The 2822-nt window shown below is 35.7% G+C and carries 4 protein-coding genes; all 4 read right to left on the bottom strand.

From position 1 onward, the window contains the following. Window positions 1-271, bottom strand: a 271-nt coding sequence (locus AC27G3_RS18040; protein WP_487124007.1) for a hypothetical protein, incomplete at its 3' end; no start/stop codon positions are given. Window positions 272-716: 445 nt separating this feature from the next. Beyond that, the gene (locus tag AC27G3_RS18045; RefSeq protein WP_487124008.1) at window positions 717-986 is read right to left on the bottom strand and encodes a hypothetical protein; all 270 of its coding nucleotides are present in this window, start codon (window positions 984-986) and stop codon (window positions 717-719) included. 518 nt (window positions 987-1504) lie between these two features. Beyond that, complete coding sequence (locus tag AC27G3_RS18050) at window positions 1505-1798, bottom strand: hypothetical protein (protein WP_487124010.1); 294 nt, start codon at window positions 1796-1798, stop codon at window positions 1505-1507. A 530-nt stretch (window positions 1799-2328) separates the two neighbouring features. After that, entirely contained in the window at window positions 2329-2709 is a 381-nt protein-coding gene (locus AC27G3_RS18055; RefSeq protein WP_487124011.1) for a hypothetical protein, read from the bottom strand. Window positions 2710-2822: the final 113 nt, after the last annotated feature.

The following is a 2822-nucleotide window of genomic DNA, read 5'->3' on the forward strand; positions in this document are numbered from 1 at the left end:
CTCTATAAATTTTTAAAGAAATACCAATACAGATACCAAAACCTATAAAAGCTGCAATATATACAAAAAGAATATAAAGCTGACTTACACCAACCGTAGTTAAAATTGTAACTAATAAACCAATTGCAGCAGCAGAAAGAGTTACTAATGTTTTATCTCTTTCCATCTTAGTTTGAATCCATGCGGAAAGTAGCGTTGAATAAAAAGCAATATTCTTGCCCTCCAACTCTCTCAACTTCCTTGCTTTCATATCGTCATCCGATTCAGCCATGATTATCCTTGTAAGGCTAACGCCTAATTAACAGGCAAAAAATGGTTGGCTAAAATAAGTGAACGTAGTGAACAAAAGCCAACTGTTTTTTGTCCTTGTTTAATTTCTTGTTAGTTATGCGGTGTTAATGCGGCTTGACCGCCCCACTTTACTTAAACAAACAACTGAATTTTTGTAAACGCAACATTATCAGCAAACTATTGAAAAGTTAAGGCTTAACGTGATTGAGATTACATGGAAGTTTGAACGCTAAACGCGACAGGTAAAACCTAGACACTTCCTGTGATGAACCACTTCGATTAACAAACTCACCAGAATTTGAAACCACTTTCCCTAGTAAATCTTAATAGCAAACTAACGCCTACTTAAGCGGAAAAATATAGTTGGCTAAAATGTTGAACGGAGTGAAAACAGCCAACTGTATTTTTTCCGTTTGAAGTTCTTGTTATGTGTTAGTACGCCGAACTAACTCAACTTTGTAATTATACTCAGCTAAATGCCAAACGATTACTCCAAATATTAAACCAGCTAAAGGCCAAGTAATAATATGTGCGATTGCTGTTTCTGAAGAAAAGCCGTCATTGAATGGTTTACTTATAAAGGCCATTACAACAAACATTGGCAAACCAAATGATAGAATACCGTGAATTAACACAAAATGTAATTTGCCTTTCTTGCGTTTAATTTCCCAAGCTTTAAATTGATCATCCTTCATCTTTCATACTTCCATATTTGAATAACACATAACGTTTATATTAAACGGCAAAGTAACATTGGCTATAGTCGCGAAGCGATGGCCAACTGTTACGTGTCCGATTTGAATTATCTTGTTATTTGATGGTAGCGAGAAACACTAACGATAACAAGAGCTTTTACTAATTTGGCAGCCCGACCGTAGAAGCAAAAAACACCCAGCAACACGACTAACCAAACCGTGATTTTTGAGCCAAACACGAAAGCTAGAACAAAGTTAATGACTTTACCGCAAGGTGTCTTAAAAAAGCGTAAAGTCTATTAGCGTTAAACACCAAAACGGTTAGGCGAAAACTGAGGCGTAACCCACCAAGCTAACCTTGAAAACACTGCTCTTACAATAAAATAATAACTCGATTTCGTGTTGCCAAATAACGCCTCACTAAGAGGCAAAAAATAGTTGGTTAAAATAAGCGACGAAGGAGCAAAAACCAACTGTTTTTTGTCCTTTTAAGTGACTTGTTATATGGCAAGTTAACCTTACTTGGCTTTCTTAGTTTTGATTACCTGTATTATTTTACTGAGCATAATAGGGAGATAGAACCACCAAATTGAACCCACAACGCCAGTATAAATAGCTGGTACCCAGAAGTTATTAATATCACGGAATATATTGTAATTACCATGAGCGTCAATAGAACTTAAAAGCCAATTACCATCAAATATATAGCTAATAGGAAACATACCTAAAGATATTGGAAAATCTAAAGGAATAAATAGCAACCAAGCATTTACAGCTACAGGATCTGATGACGTAGCAATTACGTAAGCCATAAAGATGACAAAGCCTAAATGTAAAACTCCAAATGTAATCGAAACCTTCTGAATCATAATGACATATAACGTTTATATTAAACGGCAAAGTAACATTGGCTATAATCGCGAAGCGATGGCCAACTGTTACGTGTCCGATTTGAATTATCTTGTTATTTGATGGTAGCGATAAACACTAACGATAACAAGAGCTTTTACTGATTTGACAGCCCGACCGTAGAAGCAAAAAATACCCAGCAACACGACTAACCAAACCGTGATTTTTGAGCCAAACACGAAAGCTAGAACAAAGTTAATGACTTTACCGCAAGGTGTCTTAAAAAAGCGTAAAGTCTATTAACGACAAACACCAAAACGGTTAGGCGAAAACTGAGGCGTAACCCACCAAGCTAACCTTGAAAACACTGTTCTTACAATAAAATAACAACTCGATTTCGTGTTGCCAAATAACGCTTTGCTAAGCGGAAAATAATGGTTGGCTATAATCGCGAAGCGATGGCCAACTGTTATTTTTCCGTTTAAGCAACTTGTTATATTTTTTGTGCGCCGTTAGAAATTAACGCCGCTATTAAAAGTGTTGGTATTGCTGCATACATTAGTGGAGCTACAGCAAAACTTAAAAATACCAACAGATAAGTTAAGAATAAAACTATTGGCAGAGCAAAGTAAAATAAATTTTGCTTAGTAAATAATTTGAATGCTTTACGTACCAAAAACATAATAACGAATGATAAAACTGCCGCAAATATGACGATTAATATATTTGAGTAATATGAAACTACAAACTCATTATACGGTCGAAGAAATTCAGGGACTGGCATTGCAGCAACAACACCAATTAACCAAACAAATAGATAAGCAAAAGAGCTGCCGAGTAGAAATGAAATAACATTTTTGTGCACTATAGTCATAATTGACTCCTATCCTTGTGAAAAATATAACGCCTCGCTAAGCGGCAAAAAATAGTTGGTTAAAATAAGCGACGCAGGAGCAAAAACCAACTGTTTTTTGTCCGTTTAAGCAA

It is taken from the genome of Colwellia sp. SU-HH01217 (assembly GCF_057543495.1).